We start from the raw sequence: 18,494 nt of genomic DNA on the forward strand, positions 1-18,494 counted from the left end.
GGATAGCTCGGGCAGCCCTGCAGATGATAGATGCCGATGTTGCCGGTGACGCGCGCGCGCACCGCGAACTTGCCCTTGATGCTGCAGCCCGGCGGCGCGCTCGGCGCGTCCGGGAACAGCACGGCACGGATCTCGCGGTCACGGTCGGTGCGGCAGGCGGCGCCGAGCAGGGCGCCGTCCTTCTTGTCGGTGCGGAACTCGGCCGGCGCGACGAAGCAGCCCTTCCAGAGTCCGCGCAGCGCCTCCTTGGCCGCGGCGACATCGTCCTTGACCCGCGCCTTCGCGGCCGGGTCGGCGCCGACGGCGAAGCCTGCGCGCGCCATTTGCTGGTTGAGGCTGACCTTGTCGCCGTCGACGGTGCAAAGGCCGATCCTGCGGGTCTTGAGCGGCTTGTCCGGACCGAGATCGTCGCAGCGCACCGCGCGGCCGCCGATCAGCTTGCCGAGCTGCTCGCGCGCCTCGACGCCGCAGCTCCAGGAATCGGCGTGATCGTCGATGCAGAGCTGGTCGACCTCCGGCGCATCGATGCCGTCGAGCCGGAACACCGTGTCGCCGAGCTGGATCGTGTCGCCGCTGCGCACCGTGGCGCTTGCGGCCAGCGACGCGCCGGTCATGCCGGCTCCCAGCACCATGGCCCCACACAACGACAACAGCCGGTCTCGCAGCCGCATGCTTCCTCCCGCAATCACATTCATCAAATACTCGACCGTAGTCCTATCACAGCGCGCGTGAGTCTCGCCAAGGGCGGCGCGGAACGGCGCCGCCGGACCGCCACCTTGCGCGGGGGGCGGCTGCTACCCATCTGACCGGGCGAAGGAAATCTTGCCATGTTGGACTTTACCTCCGATCTCGCCGGCGATGCGCTGTCGCCGTCGCGCGCGTCTGATGCTGCGCCGGCCGACGACCGCGCGCTGCTCGACGCCTATTCCAATGCCGTCATCGACGTCACCGAGCGCGTCGGCCCTGCGGTCGTGCGCGTCGAAACCGGTCCCAAGGCTGGGGCGACCGCCGGCTCCCGCGGCGGGCTCGGCTCGGGCATCGTGATCTCGCCCGACGGCCTCGTGCTGACCAACAGCCATGTGGTCGGCTCCTCCAAGAGCATCCGGCTGCGCGACGTCGAGGGCGTCGTCACCGACGCGCAGGTGCTCGGCGTCGATCCCGACACCGATCTGGCGCTGCTGCGCGCCAATCACGCGCGCGACCTGCGCTACGCCGCGCTCGGCAATTCCAAGAGCCTGCGCCGCGGCCAGCTCGTGGTCGCGATCGGCAACCCGCTCGGGTTCGAATCGACGGTGACGGCGGGCGTCGTCTCGGCGCTCGGCCGCTCGATCCGCTCGGTCTCGGGCCGCATGATCGAGGACGTCATCCAGACCGACGCTGCGCTCAACCCCGGCAATTCCGGCGGCGCGCTGGTGTCGTCGGCCGCCGAGGTGATCGGCATCAACACCGCCATCATCCAGGGTGCGCAGGGCATCTGCTTTGCGGTCGCGAGCAACACCGCGCAGTTCGTGCTGTCGGAGATCATCCGCCACGGCTATGTCCGCCGCGCCTATATCGGCGTGTCCGGGCAGACCGCGCCGGTGCCGCGGCGACATGCGTTGCTCGCCGGTGTCGAGAACAAGATGGGCGCGCTGTTGATGCAGATCGAGCAGGACGGGCCCGCGGCCCGCGCCGGCCTGCTGCCGGGCGACGTCGTGATCAGGCTCGACGGCGTCGACATCAACGGCGTCGACGACCTGATCCGCGTGCTCGACCGCGACCGCATCGGCCGTACCATCGCGATGGACGTGCTGCGGCTGGGACGACTGCGCGGCATCGACATCCACCCGGTGGAGCGCAAGCCGGCGGCAAGGCAGGCGGGGTGAGGTTGATACATAGCGAGAGCATCGCGCTTGTGATGACCGGCACGACGGGATGCACTGTGCAATATAGCGCCCTCTCCCCCAAGGCGAAGTGAAGCTTCGCCAGGGTGGGAGAGGGCACAGTCGTTGGCATACTGCATCTTCTCGAACAGTTCGTAGTTTGTAGGGTGGGCAGAGCGGACGCCCGCAGGGCGGTTGCGTGCCACCGTGTTTCGGCGCGGGCAGAGGCGACGGTGGGCACGGCGCGCGATGGAGTGTGGGTCATAGCGCAGTTCGGAGTCGCGCCTTTGCCCACCCTACGGCAGCGTCGCTCGGCGTTGTCTGCTTCATGGTCTCAAACAACACGACACATAACTCCCCGTTCCCGCGGTGCGTTGCACCCGAGCTGTGCTTCAGTCATGTCCCTCGCAAACAGTGCAGAGGGCGCAGGGAATGCCGGGTGAAGGCCTCACCCATGGCCCGCCTGCGAAAAAAAATGCAGGCGGCAGGTACCACAGGTGCAGCCGACATTCCGGCATTCCCTGCGCGATGGGCTTACGGCTGCTTCGCGATCTCCCCGGTGCGCCGGCTGGTTGGCCACCGTCGTCCACGCCGTGCATCAGCAGCGGCGCCGACTTGACCTCAGCTTCGGGAGGCCAGGACCACGCGACTTGACCGTCCGCAGGCGCTCGTTCGTCCGCACATCAAGAAGATATGCTGCGAGCTCCCGCGGCCATCGCATCCCCGCCTCGCGTGTCGTGACGATCGCGCGCTACGCCCCTTCTGCATGAGGCGGGATGCGCGGATACAATCATGATTTCCGAAAAATAGCAATAAGATTATTTTTATCGGAATATGGCGCCTCGCCCTCCGCTGTCGTCCCCGGGCTTGACCCGGGACCCATACGCCGCGGCGGGAGTCATGGGGTGATCTGGTGGATTTCGGCGCGCCACAGATCGGCCGGTGGCTGGGTCCCCGGTCAAGCCCGGGACGACACCGTTCGGTTTGGCGCGATCGGTGGGCAACCTCGCGCAGTTGAGACTCTCCTCAATTCACTGGCTTCCCTTGGCGCACGGGGATGCAGCAGGGTGATCGTTGCATGCAATGGCCGCTCATGAAATGAGCTGCGATCGCTGCAAACAAACCTGCTCAGCGACCGGGCATTGCCGGCGCGCTTCTCAACCCCTTGAATTAGTTCGTGCTTCGCCGTCGCGGTTGCGTCCCGCCGAATTGTACACAATGGCATAGCGCTTGCTTCGCCTGTTGCGACACATTCTCGCGGGGAGGCAAGCGGCTGATATGGCGATCTCATCTGCAGCGGCAACCGCCACGATCACAGCCGAGCCGGAGCCGATCACGCTCGATCTGTCCAAGACCGCGCTCGTCATCATCGACATGCAGCGCGACTTCATGGAGCCGGGCGGCTTCGGCGAGACGCTGGGCAACGACGTCTCGCAGCTTGCGCGCGCGGTCGCCCCGATTGCCAATGTGCTGGCGGCGGCGCGCAAGAAAGGCATGCTCGTCATTCACACCCGCGAGGGCCATAAGCCGGATCTCTCCGACGCGCCACCCGCGAAGGTCGAGCGCGGCGCCCCCAGCTTGCGCATCGGTGATCCCGGCCCGATGGGCCGTATCCTTATTCGCGGCGAGGCCGGGCACGACATCATTCCCGCGCTCTATCCTGTTGATGGTGAGGTGGTGATCGACAAGCCGGGCAAGGGCGCGTTCTACGCCACCGAACTCGGCGAGGTGCTGAAGCAGCACGGCATCGCCAACCTCCTGGTGTGCGGCGTCACCACCGAGGTCTGCGTCAACACCACCGTGCGCGAGGCCAATGACCGCGGCCATCGCTGCGTCGTCGTCTCCGATGGCTGCGCGTCCTACTTTCCGGAATTCCACGAGATGGGCCTGAGGATGATCAAGGCCCAGGGTGGCATCTTCGGCTGGGTCGCGGACTCGGCCGCGGTCCTGAAGGCGATGAACTGAGAGATGAGCCGAGAGACGAGTTGAGACGGATGAGTTCGACGATGTAGGCGCTGACAGCAACAGGGGAGCAAGGCGATGAGCGGAAGCGGGACGGCAAGCGCGGTCAAGGCGGATTTCAAGCCGGTGCTGTGGACACCCGGAGACTGGAACGCGTTCTTCGGCTTCGGCACCAACATCCTTGTCAACATGCTCGTGCTCACCGGGCTCTTGCGCTTCGTGCTGAAAATGCCCGACAGCCTGGTGTTCGGCCGCATCCTGCCGGCGCTCGGCCTGATGATGTGCTTGTCGACCTTGTACTACGCCTTCCTCGCCTACCGCCTCGCGCAGAGGACCGGACGCAGCGACGTCTGTGCGCTACCCTCGGGGGTCAGCGTGCCGCACATGTTCATCGTCACCTTCGTGATCATGCTGCCGATCACCTTGAAGACCGGCGATCCGCTGAAGGGCTGGTCGGCCGGCCTGGTCTGGGTGTTCTTTCAGAGCTTCATCCTGATGATCGGCGGCTTCGTCGCGCCGTACATCCGCAAGATCACGCCGCGCGCCGCGCTGCTCGGCACGCTCGCCGGCGTCTCCGTCACCTTCATCTCGATGCGCCCGGCGCTCGAGATGTACATGACGCCGCAGATCGGCCTGGTGTGCTTCGCGATCATTCTGGTGAGCTGGTTTGGCGGCGTGAAATATCCCAAGGGGCTGCCGGCCGGGCTCGTCGCCATCGCGGTCGGCATGGTCATCGCCTGGGGCTCGAACCTGTTCGGTCTCGGCCTCGGTGGCCTCAGCCTCAAGGGCGTTGGCGATGCCTTTGCCAATTTCGGCTTCTCGGTGCCGCTGCCGGCGTTCGGCACGGTGTTCTCGGGCTTCGAATATCTCGGCGTGATCCTGGTCACCGCGATCCCGTTCGGCATCTACGACCTCGTCGAGGCCATGGACAACGTCGAGAGCGCGGAAGCCGCGGGCGACGAATATCCGACCACGCGCGTGCTGACTGCCGACGGCGTCGTCAGCCTGATCGGCTGCATGATGGGCAACCCCTTCATCAACGCGGTCTATATCGGCCATCCCGGCTGGAAGGCGATGGGCGGCCGCATCGGCTACTCCGCGGCGACCGGGCTGATGGTGATCGTGCTGTCCTGGCTCGGCATCATCTCGGTGCTGCTCGCACTCGTGCCGGTGGTCGCGATTTCGCCGATCCTGCTCTACATCGGCATGCTGATCGGTGCGCAGGCGTTCCAGACCACGCCGGTCAAGCATGCGCCCGCGATCGTGCTCGCCTTCACGCCGCATCTCGCCGCCTGGGCCAAGCTGCAGATCGATACCATGCTGGCCTCGACGGTGACGGCGGCACAGACCGTGGGCGGCCTCGCCGCCGACAAGGTCGATGCGGTCAAGACCGCTGCGATCGCCGCGCTGCCGCAGCAGGGCGTGCTCTATCATGGGCTGGAGGTGATGGGCGGCGGCTCGATTCTCGCCGGGCTCGTGCTCGGCGCGATCGGCGTGTTCGTGATCGAGCGCGACTTCACCAAGGCGGCGGCGTTCGCGCTCGCCGGTGCCGTCATGACCTTTTTTGGCTTCATGCACGGTGAAGCGGTCGGCATCGGCGGCGGCCTCGGCGTGACGCCCGCGGTGGCGCTGGCCTATGTCGTGGTCGCCGGCGGATTGTTCGCGCTGGGCCGGCTCGGCATGTCCGAGAGCTACGTTCCGCATGCGGAGATGCAGGCGGCGCCGGCGGAGTAGTCCGATGACGTCGCGACCACCGTCATTCCGGGGCAAGGCCGCAGGCCTTGAGCCCGGAATCTCGGTGTTGTCTTGCGTCCGTTTCTCACAAGCTCGGGATTCCGGCTTCGATCGTCAACGCGCAGCCGCTTTGCGCCTTCGCGCTGCCGATCGCCCCGGAATGACGGTGGAACGCCGGCAGGGCGAACACCGACGCATCCGGATCGGTCCGATGCGTCCCTGCGCATGCGGATCGGTGAAGGAGAGGCGGGGCATCGCGGCTCCGTTGCCCCATCAATCCGATCTTGGTTGGTCGCGTCGTGGTTTGGTTCGACGCACTCATGGCCGCACCGCCGGCGCCTCCATCGGCATGCCACGCGCGCGCGACATCAGGTAGAGCTCGAGCGCGATCATGTCGGGCGCGTCGAAGTCGAAGGCTTGCGCGCGGATGCCGGTCATGCAGCCGCGGAGGCGGCGCTGCAGCGAGCCCATGCCTTGCCATTCCAGCCGGTAGATCGGATAGCCCGTCGGCTGTCCCTGCGTGATCGCGGAGCCGGCAAGATGCTTGCTCCAATTGTCGTCGTGGCAGTTGCTGCAGGCGAGGTTGAGCTGGCCCTGCCGCTGCATGAACAGCTCGCGCCCGCGCGCAACTGACGGCTCCAGCCGCGGATCATGGCCGGCGGTGATCGGCATGCCGCGCGATTGCCGGGCGATCAGCGCCGTCAGTGCGAGCAACTCCCGGCTCTCAGGGGCGAACGGTTCAGCTTCCTGATGCTGCCTGCGGCAGAGATTGACGCGCTGGCCGAGATCGACCGGAGCGGCGCTGGCGGCATTGAAGGCCGGGTAGCGCGCGGCGACGCCCTTCATGCTGACGTCGACTTCGCCATGGCAATCGTTGCAGGACTTGTTCGCCGTGCCCGCTTTCGTCGTCCACAGCGTCTCACCATCGAGCACCGACAGCATCGCGGGATTGGCGGTGTCGTCGTCCTGCATCGCCCTGGTGTCGGACGACATGAAGTCATAGCCGGAGCGGCGCGCGGATTCCGCAATCTCACCCGCGACGACAGGCAACGCTGCGCCCAGCAAAGCTGTGACCGCGAGAAGCGCGCTCCGCATCATTCGACCGTGATCGCCGTCGAGGCGCTGGCGACGAAGCCGTTGTCGCCGATCCATTCGAACTCGAAGCGGCCGCTCTCGCTCGCGGTGGTGAAGAACGACAGGAACGGATTGGCGGCGATGGCGGGAAACAGATCGGCCCGAAAGATCTCGGTGCCGTTGAAGCGGCAGGTGAAGCCGGTGATGATGTCGCGCGGGACGGCTTCGCCCGCCGCCGTATGGCGATAGCCCGGCTCCATGACGTGGCTCATCAGCGTCTTGATCTCGATGACGGCGCCGCGCTTGGCCTTGGCGGGAACGTTGACGAGGGCGGCAGGCATCACGGCATCTCCTCGGTGCAGGCGGCCAAGGTCACGATGACGTCGACGCTCGCCGACCAGAACGAGCCGTCGGAGAGTCTTGCGATCGCCACCACCTTCTGCGTATCGGCGAGCCGGATGCGGGTCGTCACCTGGGCGCGGCCGGCGCTCGCTGTCAGGTGAAAGTTGGCGACGTTGGGCTGCGGATTCTTCTCGTTGAAGACGTGGATGCTCTTGACGTAGCTGTTAGGCGTCATCGGATGATCGACGCTGACGGTCATCGGCACGGTGTTGCCGTTCTCGACCAGCGGCGGGATGTCGAGCCGGACCTTGCCGACCGTCACATTGGCCTCGCCGACGAGATTGCGGATCGCCGACGCCAGCATCGCCGGCGTCGCCTGCGCCGGCCGGACCGTGATCAGCGGCAGCGCGCCGGCGGCGGTCAGCGTTCCCGCCAGTTGCAGCAGGTGGCGGCGCGAGATGTGGGACGATTCGAACATGCCGATCATATGGGCTCACTCGCGCAAGGTCGCGAGATAGGCGACGATGTCTTCGATCTGCTCCGCCGACAGGATCGGCTTGTCGCGCCAGGCGGAACCGACGCGCGTCAGCCCATCCACGCGGTAGTAGGACGGCATGATCGTTTCCGGATTGAGCCTGGAGGCATCGACCAGCCGCAAGCGGAGCTGCGGGACCGTCGAACGGCTGCCGGCCCCGGCAAGGCTGGGCGCGAGATCGCCCTGGAAGCGCACCTCCGCAAACGGGCCGGAGTGACAGAGGATGCAGGTCGAACTGCGTGCGAGGACGAGCGCGCGGCCGCGCTCGGCGTTGCCGGACTGGCCGGTGAGGGAGGAGGCGATGCCGTCGCCGGTGATCGTAGTGGGCGCGAGTGCCTGCGCCGTGACAGCGGCGGGCAGGGCGGCGACGATCGCGGCGATCACAACGCTAGCCGAAGGCATCATGGGTCAGCGCCTTGAACCAGGCCGTCGCCGCGTCGGCCTCACGCGCGCGCGTCTCGCGCGGGGCGTCGACCGGGCTAGTCCGCCCGCCCTCGGTCTCGGCGAAGATGTCTCCCTTGGGCTGATAAACGCCTGCCAGCGAGAACGCGTAGTCCGGCGCGACGATGCTGTAACAGATGCCGGTCAGCGGCGGCGGCTCCGACGGCCGTCCCGTCAGATCGCGCACGATCACGGCCGCACACGCCTTGCCCTGCGCCTGCGCGGCGCCGGCCGATTTCGGGATGCCGCCGCCGAGACAGGCGTCGCCGATGACGTGGACATCCGCGACGAGCTTCGAGGCGAAGGTCGCGGCATCGATCGGGCACCAGCCGGTGCGGTCGGCCGCGCCGGCGAGAGCGGCAATGCGGCCGGCCTTCTGCGGCGGGATGATGTTGGTCACATCGGTATTGTAGTTGCCGAACTCGGTGACGACGGTGCGCGTGGCAACGTCGACGCCGGTGACGCGGCCGCCCTGCGATAGCGGGATACGCTCGATCATGCCGCCGTAGAGCTGCTGCCACGCCTGCTCGAACAGCTTCTGCTGCGAGAAGCTGTCCTTGGCATCGAGGATCAGCACCTTCGACTTCGGCTTGTGCGCCTTGAGATAATGCGCGATCAGGCTGGCGCGCTCGTAAGGCGCGGGCGGACAGCGCGACGGATTGGCCGGGACTGATATCGCGACGGTGCCGCCATCCGGCATCGCCTCGATCTGCTTCCGCAGCAGCAGCGTCTGCTCGCCGGCCTTGTAGGCGTGCGGCATTACGGCGGAGGCGGCCTCATCGTAGCCTTGCAGGGCCGTGAAATCGAGATCGATGCCGGGCGCCAGGACGAGGCGGTCATAGGCCAGCGTGGTGCCGTCGGCGAACGTGACCTTGTGGGCCGGCGCATCGATCGCCGTGGCCGTCTGCCGCACGACGCTCACGCCTTCGGCTGCGATCTTGTCATAGCCGAACTGCTGGGCACTGATATCGCGCAGGCCGGCGATGACCTCGTTGCTGAGCGGACACGCCGTGAAGGTCTTGTTGGCCTCGACCAGGGTGACGTCGAGCTTTGCATCCGCCTGGCGCAGCGCGCGGGCGCAACTGGCGCCGCCGAAGCCGCCGCCGATCACGACCACGCGCGCCATCGCTTGTGCGCGCAGCACGGCAGGGGCGGCGATCATGGCAACGCTTGCCGCGATCAGGCCGCTGACCTCTCTGCGCGTGCGCTGCCGGGACATCGTCATCATCTTGCAATAGCACGGCGGCGGCCATTGTTCCCAACGGCTGCCGCCACGCGTCTCATGCGAAGGTGATGTTCTGGGCGCGCAGCGGCACCGAGCGGATGCGCTTGCCGGTGGCGGCGAAATACGCATTCAGCACCGCGGGCGCGGCGACGCCGATGGTCGGCTCGCCGACGCCGCCCCAGAAGCCGCCGCTCGGGATCATGATCGCTTCCACCTTCGGCATCTCGCTGATCCGCATCGAGTTGTAGCTGTCAAAGTTGGTCTGCTCGATGCGCCCGTCCTTCACGGTGCAGCCGCCGTAGAACAGCGCCGACAGGCCGTAGACGAACGAGCCCGCGATCTGCCGCTCCACCTGCGCCGGATTGACCACGTAGCCGGGATCGGTCGAGGCGACGATGCGATGGATCTTGATCTTGGTGCCGTCGATCACGGAGATCTCGGCGGCGCCCGCGACATAGCTGCCATAGCCATGGAGCTGCGCCAGCCCGCGATGAACGCCGTCCGGCGCCGGCGTGTCCCAGCCGATCTTCTCGGCCACGGCGTTCAGCACCGCCAGATGCTTGGGATGATCGGCCATCAGTTTGCGGCGGAATTCCAGCGGATCCTGGCCGGCCGCATTGGCGAGCTCGTCCATGAAGCATTCGAGATAGATCGCGTTCTGGTTCACGTTGACGCCGCGCCAGAAGCCCGGATTGATGTGCGGGTTGCGCATCGCGTGTTCGATCAGCAAATTCGGCACGGAGTAGCCGATCGTGGCTTCGCCCGATGGCGCGAGCCCCTGGAAGGTCGCGGGGTCCTTGCCGTTGACCAGCGCGTCGGGCCGCAGGCTGAACAGGATCGACTGGCCGGAGATGCGCATGTGCAGCGCGGTCAGATTGTTGTCGGCGTCGAAGCCGCCGGTCAGCTTGCACTGCGTGATCGGGTGATAGCGGCCATGCGTCATGTCCTCCTCGCGCGACCACAGCAGCTTGACCGGCGTGCCCGGCATCTCCTTGGCGATCTTCACGGCTTGGCGGACATAGTCGGTCTGGCCGCGCCGGCCGAAGCCGCCGCCGAGAATCAGCTTGTGCACCTCGCACTTGTCCGCCGGAAGCCCTGAGGCTTCGAGCACCGCGGCGAACGCCGCCTCGCCGTTCTGCGTGCCGCACCACACCTCGCAGCGATCGGCCGTGTAGAGCGCGGTCGCGTTCATCGGCTCCATCGTGGCGTGGTTCTGGTAGGGATAGTCGTAGACCGCCTCGACCTTCTTCACCGCGCTCGCCAGCGCGGCCTTGGCATCGCCGTTCTCGTTGCCGACGAAGGCCGGCCCGGAGTCCAATCCTTCCGCGAGCCATTTGGCGATCGACGCCGAAGAGACCTTGGTGTTCTCTCCTTCGTCCCAGACAATCGGCAGCGCATCGAGCGCCGTCTTCGCGTGCCACCAGGTGTCGGCGACGACGGCCACCGCGGTGCCGTCGATCGCCACCACCTTCTTGACGCCCTTCATGCCGGCGATCTTGGCCTCGTCATAGCTCTTCAGCTTGCCGCCGGTGACCGGACAGTCCTTGATCGCGGCGTTGAGCATGTTCGGCAGCTTCATATCGGCGCCGTAGATCATCGCGCCGGTGACCTTGTCGGCGGTGTCGAGCCGTCTCACGCCCTTGCCGATCAGGGTCCAGTCCTTCGGATCCTTCAGCTTGACGTCGGTGGGCGGCGTCAGCTTCGCGGCGGCTTCCGCCACCTTGCCGTAGGTCGTCGTGCGGCCCGAGGCCTTGTGGGTGATGACGCTGTTGGCGGCGGTGCATTCGGCCACCGGAACCTTCCATTCGTCGGCGGCCGCCTGGATCAGCATCATGCGCGCGGCGGCGCCGCCCTTGCGGACGTAGTCCTGCGACGAGCGGATGCCGCGGCTGCCGCCGGTGGAGAAATCGCCCCACACGCGCTTGCGGGCGACGTTCTGGCCGGGCGTCGGATATTCGGTCGTCACCTTGCTCCAGTCGCAGGCAAGTTCTTCCGCGACGAGCTGAGCGAGACCGGTGAGCGAGCCCTGGCCCATTTCCGAGCGGGCGATGCGGACTACCACGGTGTCGTCGGGCCGGATCACGACCCAGGCATTGACCTCGGGCGGGCCATCCGCGGCGCGCACGAGTTGCGGGCCACCGAACGGGAGGTCGAGGCCGAGCGCGAGGCCACCGCCGAGCGCGGCGGTGCCGATGACGAAGGACCGGCGGTTGAGGCGCGGCGTCACATGCTGGTTCATGCCGTCCTCCTCAGGCGTTGGCAGCGGCGTGGATCGCCTCGCGCACCTGCGCGAAGGTTCCACAGCGGCAGATGTTGGTGATGGCGTCGTTGATGTCCTGGTCGCTCGGCTTCGGATTGTCCTTCAACAGCGCGGCGACGGCCATGATCATGCCGCTCTGGCAGTAGCCGCATTGAGGAACGTCGTTCTCCAGCCACGCCTGTTGCACCTTGTGCAGGCCGCCGTCGCTGGCGAGTCCCTCGATGGTCGTGATCTGCTTGCCGACGGCCTCGGAGACGGTGACGCCGCAGGAACGCACGGCGGCGCCGTCGAGATGCACGGTGCAGGCGCCGCATTGTGCGATGCCGCAGCCATATTTGGTGCCGGTCAGTCCGGCGTTCTCGCGGATCGCCCACAGCAGCGGCGTGTCGGGCTCGACGTCCAGAGCATAGGATTGTCCGTTGATCGTGAGGTTTGCCATCGCAGATCCCTTTCGTTCAACTCGCCAGTTGAACAGAAGGCTGCAATGTGGCGCGAACGTTTGCATCCTTCAAATCAAGAATATGCGTTTGCCGCGCGGGAAGATCTGTGATGAACCGGGGTTGTAGTTGCTTCGGCTCATGGGCCGCGCGGCGGAGCTACGGCAAGCCGCAGGAAGCTCATCACGCTGCCCAGCGCGGCGAAACCTGCGCCGAGGGCCAAGGCAAGGGTGGCACCTTCGCGCCCCGCAAGGCTGAAGCACAGGGCGGCCAGCGCCGCGCCCGTGGTCTGGCCGGTCAATCGGGCCGTTGCGACGATGCCGCTGGCGCCGCCGCTGCGATGGGGCGGGGCGCTCGACATGATGGCCTTCATGTTCGGCGCCTGGAAGAAGCCGAACCCGATGCCGCAGATCAGCATGCGCCAGACGATGTTCGCGATGCTCGGGTTCTCCGGCAGCATGGCCAGCAGCGCCATGCCGGATCCGAGCATCACCAGGCCGATGCCGCCGAGCAGGCCGGCGGGAAAGCGGTCCGACAGCCGGCCGGCGATCGGCGCCATGATCGTCACGGCGAGCGGCCAGGGCGTCATGAAGAACCCGGTCTCGACCTGCGAGCGTTGGAGAATGTCCTCGAAGTAGAACGGCAGCGACACGAAGCCGAGGCCCTGGACCGAGAAGGAGCATACGGCGGTCGCCGCCGAGAGCGCGAACACGCCGCGGCGGAACAGGTCGATCGGCAGCATCGGCGCGGGATGATCGGCCTGGCGGCGGGCCAGGATGACGCCGAGCACGAGCGCTGCGACCAGCTCGGCCACCACCATGGCCGGCGTCGCGCCATGCGCGGCGCTGCCGATGCCGATGATGAACAGGCCGAGGCAGAGCGCAGCGAGCCCGGCGCCGAGGAAGTCGAAGCCGTGGTCGGCGCGCGGCGTGCGCGGCAGCATCTTCAGGCCGATCGCGATCGCAATCAGACCGAACGGCAGGTTGATCGCAAACAGCCAAGGCCACGAGCCGAGCGAGAGAATGGCGGAGGCGATCGTCGGGCCGAAGGTGAAGGAGATCCCGACCACGAGCGCATTGTGGCCGAGGCCGCGGCCGAGCATTTTGCCAGGATAGACGTAGCGCACCAGCGCGGTGTTGACGCTCATGATGCCGCTGGCGCCAAGGCCCTGCAGCGCGCGGGCAACCACCAGCGTCGGCAGCGACCACGCCAGCGCGCAGCCGACCGAGGCGAGCGTGAACAGCAGGAGGCCGCCGAGATAGATGCGCTGATGGCCGACGATCTCGCCGAGCGCGCCAAGCGGCAATAGCGTCGCCACCAGCGCGATCTGATAGATGTTGACGACCCAAACCACCTCCGCCGGCGAGACGTGGAGATCGGCGGAGATCGACGGCAGCGCGATGTTGGCGATGGCGACGTCGAGCGAGGCCATCGACAGTGCCGTGAAGATCGCGGCGATCGCCCAGGGCCGCTTGCCGGGCGGCAGGCCGTCGGCAGTGCCGTCGCCGGCGAGCTTCGAAGCGTGGTGGCGGTTGGACATGGAGACCTTTGGGGACCTTCGGCTCGCGGGGCGCGTCCGGATCAGCATGTACACTCGAACAGGCGGGCGCCCCAGCCGTCGCGGGCGCATGGCGGTATGCGCCCGGTCGCAAGGAACGGGTTGAAGCCGGCTACACGCCCGGCCGTGCCAACCGCTCGATCGTCTGGTTGTGCCGCGTCAACAGCTCGCAGGCGTGGCCGATCTGGCGGGCGCGCAGGGCCTGCAGGATCAGGCGGTGATCCTGGTTGGTGCGCGGACGCCAGCCGGCATTGCGCGCCATCGCCAGCACCAGCCGCGAATTCGCGAGGCGTAGTCCGTCGAGGCTCGCCAGCAGCCGCGGCATCGCGCAGGGCGCGACCAGCGCGCGGTGGAAGGCGCGGTTCGCTGTCTCGAACTCCTGAATGGTCTCGGCATTGTCGGCTTCGATCAGCGCGAGCTCGATCGCGGCGAGATGCGTCGGCGTATAGCGCGGCGCGGCATTGCGCAGCGCGATCACCTCGAGCGCTGTGCGCATCTCGACGATCTCCCTGGTCGACTTCGCATCCAGCGGCGCCACCCGCACGCCGCGTCGCGGTGCCGCGACCACCAGATAGAGCGCTTCGAGCTGCCGAAATGCCTCGCGCACCGGCACGTGGCTGGAGTTGAACTCGCGCGCGACGTGGTCCTGCCGCAACGGCGCGTCGGGCGGCAGCGCACCGCTGACGATGCGGTCGGTGATGGCTTCGGCGATCCGCTGAGCGGTGGTGAGATTCTCGTCCGGCATAGTCATAGATTATCTATCGAAAAAACCAATGCAGCGGAAGCTCTCGTCCGATACGGTGCTCAAATACAGAAAAATCATAGATTATATCTATGATAATCTATAATTTGCTGTGGAGCGAGCATGATAGATCGAAGCGGCGCGGGCCCTGATCGAATGGCGGTTGGCAATGCCATCCGTCATGACTGGACCAGAGACGAGGCCGAGGCGCTCTACCGCCTGCCATTTCCGGAACTGATGTTCCTGGCGCAGTCGGCGCATCGTCGGCAGTTCGATCCCACCCGCGTCGAGACGGCGAGCCTGCTCAGCATCAAGACCGGCGGCTGCCCGGAGGATTGCGGCTACTGCTCGCAGAGCGCGCACTACGACACCGGGCTCAAGGCGACGAAGCTGCTGGATCGCGACGAGGTGGTCGCCACCGCGCGGCGTGCCAAGGCAGCGGGAGCCGAGCGCTTCTGCATGGCCGCGGCCTGGCGCAGTCCGAAGGATCGTGACCTCGATCAGGTCTGCGACATGGTCAGCGCAGTGAAGGGTCTCGGCATGGAGACCTGCGTCACGCTGGGCATGCTGACCCCGCCGCAGGCGGAGCGGCTCAAAGCGGCCGGGCTCGACTTCTACAATCACAATGTCGACACATCGCCCGAATTCTACGATCGCATCATCACCACGCGCACGCTGCAGGACCGGATCGACACGCTCGCGCATGTGCGCCAGGCCGGCATCAAGGTGTGCTGCGGCGGCATCATCGGCATGGGCGAGGAGGTCGATGATCGGCTCGGCATGCTGGTGCTGCTGGCCAATCTCGCTGAGCATCCCGACAGCGTGCCGATCAACATGTGGAACGAGGTCAAGGGCGTGCCGGTCAACGATACGGCCGCGCGGCCCGATCCGATTGCGCTCGTGCGATTGATCGCGGTCGCGCGGATCCTGATGCCGGCCAGCGTGGTGCGGCTGTCCGCGGGCCGCCAATATATGAGCGACGAGCTGCAGAGCCTGTGCCTGCTCGCCGGCGCCAATTCCATCTTCATCGGCGACGTGCTGCTGACCACGGCCAATCCGCAAGCCCAGCGCGACGCCGATCTGCTCGCACGTCTCGGCATGACCTCGTCGCTGTCGGCGCGCCCGGCCGTGCCGGCCGCCGCCAGAGAGAGCGCGGACGCGCCGTCCCCGGCCTGATTCGAGCCTGATCGCGATCTCGGGGCGACCGCGCCCACGGAACTGCCTTGTCGTGCCGGTCCACGCCTGCGGCTGACCGAAACAGAGCGGAGCCATGTCTATGCCGTCCGACAGATTGGCGATCTATTCCGACGGTCTGCAGAGACTCGCGGCCGATGACCGGTTGCGGCGCCTCAGTCCACGGGCCGGTCTCGATTTCTCCTCCAACGACTATCTCGGTCTCGCACAGGCTCCGCGGATGAAGCGCGCGGTCGCCGCGGCCATGGAGGCCGGCACGCCGGTCGGTGCCGGCGGCTCGCGCCTGCTGCGAGGCAATTGCGAGGAGCACGAATGGCTCGAGGCGGAAGCGGCGCGCTTCTTCGGTGCCGAGAGTGCGCTGTTCTTCGGCTCCGGCTACATGGCGAACTTCGCCGTGCTCACCACGCTGCCGCAGCGCGACGACCTGCTGGTGCTCGATGCGCTGGTTCATGCCAGCACCCATGAAGGCGCGCGCGCCGGCCGTGCCGAGACGTGCCAGTTCATCCACAACAACGCCCAGTCGGCCGAGGACGCGATCCTGATCTGGCGCAGGGGCGGCGGGGTGGGCCGGCCCTGGATCGTCGTCGAAAGCCTCTACAGCATGGACGGCGATCTCGCGCCGCTGGCGGATTTGATCGCGATCGCCGAGCGCCACGATGCCTTTCTGCTGATCGACGAGGCCCATGCGACCGGGGTCCACGGCGCGCAGGGCCGCGGTCTTGCCGCGGCCTACGAGGGACGCGAGAGCATCGTGACCGTTCACACCTGCGGCAAGTCGTTGGGCGCCGCCGGCGCGCTGGTCACCGCAAGCCGCGTGCTGTGCGACACGCTGATCAATCGCTGCCGCCCCTTCGTCTTCAGCACGGCGCCGTCGCCGCTGATGGCGGTGGCGGTGACGGAAGCGCTTGCGATCCTGCGAGAAGAGCCGGAGCGGCAGCGGAGGCTGGCGCAGCTCGTTGTCTTCGCCCATGGCGCGATCGCCGCGCGCTTCGGTGAAAGCTGGTCGCCGTCGCAGATCATTCCCTGCATCGTCGGTAACAATGCGCGCGCGATGAACCTGGCTGCAGCGCTGCAGGCGCGGGGCTTCGACGTCCGCGGCATCCGCCCGCCGACGGTGCCGCCGGGCACGGCGCGGCTCAGGCTGTCGCTGACCTTGAATATCGACGAGGCGGCCATCGCGGCGCTGCTCGATGCGCTCGCCGACGAGATCGGAGGGCTGCGGCCATGACGCTGCGCATCGTGGTCACCGGGACCGACACCGGGATCGGCAAGACGGTGTTCGCCGCCGGCCTCACGGCGCTGCTCGGTGCCTGCTATTGGAAGCCGGTCCAGGCCGGCCTTGCCGAGGAGACGGATGCCCGCTGCGTCCAGCGGCTCGCCGAGCTCGGCGACGACCGCGTGCTGCCCGAAGCCTATCGGCTGGCCGAGCCGGCCTCGCCGCATCGCGCGGCGCGCCTCGCGGGCATCAGCATCGATCCGCTCCGCCTCCGTCCTCCGCGGGCCGCCGGCCGGCCTGTCGTGATCGAGGGAGCCGGCGGCGTCATGGTGCCGCTCGATTCCGGAACGCTCTATCTCGATGTCTTCGCGCAATGGCAGCTCCCGGTCGTGCTCTGCGCGCGCACCAGTCTCGGCACGATCAATCACTCGCTGCTGTCGCTGGCGGCGCTGCGCAGTCGCGGCATCGACGTGCTCGGCATCGCCTTCATCGGCGACGGCCACGACGACAACGAAGATACGATCTGCCGGTTCGGCGAGGTGAGGCGCCTCGGCCGGTTGCCCTGGGTCACGCCGCTGACGGCGCGATCGCTGCAGCACGTGTTCGGTACTCAATTCCAGCGCACGGATTTCGAAGGATGACGCGCAACGCAGCCTCGCCGATCTGGCATCCCTTCACGCAGCACGCCCTCCAGCCCGAGATGACACCGGTCGCGCGCGGCGAGGGCGCCTATCTCTTCACCGCCGACGGCAGGCGGATCATCGATGCGATCGCGTCCTGGTGGGTGGTCACGCACGGCCATTGCCATCCGCATATCGTGCGCGCGATCCAGGATCAGGCCGAGCGGCTGGATCAGGTCATCTTCGCCGGTCATACCCATGAGCCGGCCGAGCAGGTTGCCGCCGGGCTGCTCGCGCTGGTGCCGCCGAGCCTCACGCACGTGTTCTTCTCCGACAGCGGCGCCACCAGCGTCGAGGTCGCGCTGAAGATGGCGCTCGGCTATTTCAGGAACATCGGCGAGTCGCGCACACGCATCGTGGTGATGCAGCATTCCTATCACGGCGACACCATCGGCGCGATGTCGGTCGGCGCGCGCGGCGTGTTCAATGCGGCCTATGAGCCGCTGCTGTTCGACGTCGCCGTCGTCCCGTTTCCAGCGCAAGGCAGGGAACAGGCGACTCTGGATGCGCTCGCTACATTTTGCGAGAAGGACCGGCCGGCCGCCTTCATCGTCGAGCCCTTGGTGCTCGGCGCCGGCGGCATGCTGATGTATCCGGCCGCGGTGCTGCGCGAGATGCACCGGATCTGCAAGGCGTTTGGCGTGCTGTTCATCGCCGACGAGGTGATGACCGGCTGGGGCCGCACCGGCACGTTGTTCGCCTGCGAGCAGGCGGACATCGCCCCCGATATCGCCTGCTACGCTAAAGGACTGACTGGAGGCGCGATGCCGCTTGCGGTTACGCTGTGCAGTCCCGCCATCTTCGAGGCGCACTATTCGACCGACCGCGCCTGCACGTTCTTTCACTCCAGCTCCTACACCGCCAATCCGATCGCCTGCGCGGCGGCGAGCGCCAATCTCGAGCTGTTGCGGCAGCCGCAGACGCGCGCCCGGATCGCCGCCGTCGCGGCCGCGCAGGAGCGCTGCCTCGACCGCTTGCGTTACGACGAGCGATTTGCCGACCTGCGACGCTGCGGCACCATCACCGCGCTCGATCTCCACGCCGACGAGCCCGGCTACCTCGCCGAGGTCGGCCCCAAGCTGCAAGCCTTCTTTCGCGACCGCGACGTCCTGCTGCGTCCGCTTGGCCACACGATCTACGTCATGCCGCCTTACTGCGTCACCGCCGGGGACGTCGAGACGGTCTATGCCGCCATCGACGAGGCCGTCGATCACGTGCTCTGAGGGGCTGTT

The 18,494-nt window shown here is 67.2% G+C and carries 17 protein-coding genes; 7 read left to right on the forward strand and 10 right to left on the reverse strand.

What is annotated here, in order from left to right; all coding sequences use genetic code 11:
• A partial coding sequence (locus QX124_RS29175) for a thermonuclease family protein (RefSeq protein WP_409997768.1) occupies nt 1-671 on the reverse strand: 671 nt, incomplete at its 3' end.
• 156 nt (nt 672-827) lie between these two features.
• Here QX124_RS29175 and QX124_RS29180 point away from each other — a divergent pair.
• The 3 genes from QX124_RS29180 (at nt 828) to QX124_RS29190 (ending at nt 5,558) form a co-directional block, all read left to right on the forward strand.
• Entirely contained in the window at nt 828-1,865 is a 1,038-nt protein-coding gene (locus tag QX124_RS29180) for a S1C family serine protease (RefSeq protein WP_315799012.1), read from the forward strand.
• Between the two features lie 1,275 nt (nt 1,866-3,140).
• Complete coding sequence (locus tag QX124_RS29185) at nt 3,141-3,827, forward strand: isochorismatase family cysteine hydrolase (protein WP_315799013.1); 687 nt, start codon at nt 3,141-3,143, stop codon at nt 3,825-3,827.
• A 75-nt stretch (nt 3,828-3,902) separates the two neighbouring features.
• Complete coding sequence (locus QX124_RS29190) at nt 3,903-5,558, forward strand: regulator (RefSeq protein WP_315799014.1); 1,656 nt, start codon at nt 3,903-3,905, stop codon at nt 5,556-5,558.
• A 318-nt stretch (nt 5,559-5,876) separates the two neighbouring features.
• On the opposite strand, the gene soxA is transcribed toward QX124_RS29190, so the two are convergent.
• From soxA to QX124_RS29235, 9 genes are all read right to left on the reverse strand, one after another.
• Nucleotides 5,877-6,653, reverse strand: coding sequence for a sulfur oxidation c-type cytochrome SoxA (gene soxA, locus QX124_RS29195; protein WP_315799015.1), 777 nt, complete (start codon nt 6,651-6,653; stop codon nt 5,877-5,879).
• The gene (soxZ, locus tag QX124_RS29200) at nt 6,653-6,973 is read right to left on the reverse strand and encodes a thiosulfate oxidation carrier complex protein SoxZ (protein WP_315799016.1); all 321 of its coding nucleotides are present in this window, start codon (nt 6,971-6,973) and stop codon (nt 6,653-6,655) included. The genes soxA and soxZ overlap by 1 nt, the downstream gene beginning before the upstream one ends.
• Nucleotides 6,973-7,452 carry a SoxY-related AACIE arm protein gene (locus QX124_RS29205; RefSeq protein WP_409997772.1) on the reverse strand — a complete coding sequence of 160 codons (480 nt, stop codon included), beginning with the start codon at nt 7,450-7,452 and terminating at the stop codon, nt 6,973-6,975. The genes soxZ and QX124_RS29205 overlap by 1 nt, the downstream gene beginning before the upstream one ends.
• Nucleotides 7,453-7,467: 15 nt before the next feature.
• Nucleotides 7,468-7,911, reverse strand: coding sequence for a sulfur oxidation c-type cytochrome SoxX (soxX, locus tag QX124_RS29210; RefSeq protein ID WP_409997773.1), 444 nt, complete (start codon nt 7,909-7,911; stop codon nt 7,468-7,470).
• A complete protein-coding gene (locus QX124_RS29215; protein ID WP_315799041.1) occupies nt 7,898-9,175 on the reverse strand; it encodes an NAD(P)/FAD-dependent oxidoreductase in 1,278 nt (425 codons plus the stop codon). The genes soxX and QX124_RS29215 overlap by 14 nt, the downstream gene beginning before the upstream one ends.
• 55 nt (nt 9,176-9,230) lie before the next feature.
• Nucleotides 9,231-11,414, reverse strand: coding sequence for a xanthine dehydrogenase family protein molybdopterin-binding subunit (locus tag QX124_RS29220; RefSeq protein ID WP_315799018.1), 2,184 nt, complete (start codon nt 11,412-11,414; stop codon nt 9,231-9,233).
• Nucleotides 11,415-11,424: 10 nt separating this feature from the next.
• Complete coding sequence (locus QX124_RS29225; RefSeq protein WP_315779500.1) at nt 11,425-11,874, reverse strand: (2Fe-2S)-binding protein; 450 nt, start codon at nt 11,872-11,874, stop codon at nt 11,425-11,427.
• A gap of 137 nt (nt 11,875-12,011) precedes the next feature.
• A complete protein-coding gene (locus QX124_RS29230; protein ID WP_315799019.1) occupies nt 12,012-13,412 on the reverse strand; it encodes an MFS transporter in 1,401 nt (466 codons plus the stop codon).
• 130 nt (nt 13,413-13,542) lie between these two features.
• Entirely contained in the window at nt 13,543-14,175 is a 633-nt protein-coding gene (locus tag QX124_RS29235; protein ID WP_315758544.1) for a GntR family transcriptional regulator, read from the reverse strand.
• 120 nt (nt 14,176-14,295) lie between these two features.
• Here QX124_RS29235 and bioB point away from each other — a divergent pair, with 120 nt between their 5' ends.
• The 4 genes from bioB to QX124_RS29255 all read left to right on the forward strand — a co-directional run bounded on the left by bioB (nt 14,296) and on the right by QX124_RS29255 (nt 18,485).
• The gene (gene bioB / locus QX124_RS29240; RefSeq protein ID WP_409997769.1) at nt 14,296-15,348 is read left to right on the forward strand and encodes a biotin synthase BioB; all 1,053 of its coding nucleotides are present in this window, start codon (nt 14,296-14,298) and stop codon (nt 15,346-15,348) included.
• Nucleotides 15,349-15,448: 100 nt separating this feature from the next.
• Nucleotides 15,449-16,594, forward strand: coding sequence for an 8-amino-7-oxononanoate synthase (locus tag QX124_RS29245; RefSeq protein WP_315799043.1), 1,146 nt, complete (start codon nt 15,449-15,451; stop codon nt 16,592-16,594).
• Nucleotides 16,591-17,223 carry a dethiobiotin synthase gene (gene bioD, locus QX124_RS29250; RefSeq protein WP_315799020.1) on the forward strand — a complete coding sequence of 211 codons (633 nt, stop codon included), beginning with the start codon at nt 16,591-16,593 and terminating at the stop codon, nt 17,221-17,223. Before QX124_RS29245 ends, bioD begins: the two co-directional genes overlap by 4 nt.
• Entirely contained in the window at nt 17,220-18,485 is a 1,266-nt protein-coding gene (locus QX124_RS29255) for an adenosylmethionine--8-amino-7-oxononanoate transaminase (protein ID WP_315799021.1), read from the forward strand. The genes bioD and QX124_RS29255 overlap by 4 nt, the downstream gene beginning before the upstream one ends.
• The last annotated feature ends 9 nt before the right edge of the window (nt 18,486-18,494 follow it).

This window comes from Bradyrhizobium sp. SZCCHNRI3043 (assembly GCF_032377735.1).
GTDB lineage: Bacteria > Pseudomonadota > Alphaproteobacteria > Rhizobiales > Xanthobacteraceae > Bradyrhizobium.